Here is a 1,091-nt window from a genome sequence, read left to right as displayed (position 1 = left end):
TATAGGGTTTCTAAGTGATAATTTAACTTATACTAGGAAACTTCTAGCATAAGCTAATGAATGAATCTTAGCAAAATTAGAATTAAGTTCGTCAAAAAGAATTTTAATATCTGATACTAATTCCCATATACAACTTCTAGCAGATGGTTTAAACAACTTTGCTTTTAGGTTTCTCCACATATTTTCTTGAGGGTTCATATATGGGGAATACCTTGGTAGAAGTACTACCTTCAATTTATCTTTGTTATCATAGTAAAAGCTTTGCATTAGCTTACTTGTATGGGTTTTAGCATTATCCATAAATATTACAATTTTTTTATTAGGATTAAGTTCCATCAGATATTCTATATGCGACTTAATTTTTTCAGATGTTATAGATTCTTGGGAAGAATAAACATCATTGACAGTATGAAAATTATTTAAAATTGAAGTAGACCCTACAATATTTACCCCTTTATGCGAAGCATTCTTCTCTAGTATAGGGGGATTACCTACAGGGCTCCAAGATGAATAGTTGTCCGACTCTATGCTGATACCAGTCTCATCTAATGCATATACAATAGTATCAGATGAAGACTCTAAAGTATCTAGCAGTTTTGGCATTTTTTTTAAAAGCTTCTTGTTCATCTTTATCAGCTTTTGTAGGTTTAGGTTGAGATCTTTTATAAGATATATTATGAGATATTAAAATGGATCTGATAGTTTCATTACAAACTTTTACTCCATATGTTTTTTCAACATATAGAGCTAAAAGCGCTAAAGTCCAAGTATGACATGTAAAATCAAAATCTATAGGGGATTTTTTTAGAACTACGTCTATAAGATCATCAACTATTTCTGGTTCTAATTTAGCTTCACTACCGCCACGATGATCTTTTATAGCTTTGATGCCAACTTCGTTCCAATTTTTAATATGTTTAACTATAGATACTTTACTTAGACCTGTTTCTATCATAATATCTCTATTTGAGCATCCTCGATATCTCATAGTAACCACAGCTAATACTAATCTAGTAAATTTAGAATTCGTAGTGTTTTTTAGCTCAATTAAATCTTCAATTTTATAATCATACAGTGATTCTATTTCAAAT

At 29.9% G+C, this 1,091-nt stretch carries 2 protein-coding genes; both read right to left on the bottom strand.

The window, feature by feature from the left end; translation table 11 throughout:
• Positions 1-27 precede the first annotated feature (27 nt).
• Positions 28-603: a transposase gene (locus CLRAG_RS17075; RefSeq protein WP_065079513.1), complete on the bottom strand. Its 576-nt coding sequence runs from the start codon at positions 601-603 to the stop codon at positions 28-30.
• On the bottom strand, positions 566-1,091 hold a 526-nt coding region (locus tag CLRAG_RS17070), incomplete at its 5' end, for a helix-turn-helix domain-containing protein (protein WP_065079512.1). The genes CLRAG_RS17070 and CLRAG_RS17075, both read right to left, overlap by 38 nt.

The sequence above is a fragment of the Clostridium ragsdalei P11 genome, from assembly GCF_001675165.1.
GTDB classification, from domain to species: domain Bacteria; phylum Bacillota; class Clostridia; order Clostridiales; family Clostridiaceae; genus Clostridium_B; species Clostridium_B ragsdalei.
The sequence above is the reverse complement of the archived record's forward strand: the minus strand, read 5'-3'. Positions and strand labels throughout refer to the sequence as shown.

Excerpts from the sequence above, each read along its gene's own strand:
- CLRAG_RS17075 (WP_065079513.1), bottom strand. The coding sequence starts at position 603 with ATGCCAAAACTGCTAGATACTTTAGAGTCTTCATCTGATACTATTGTA.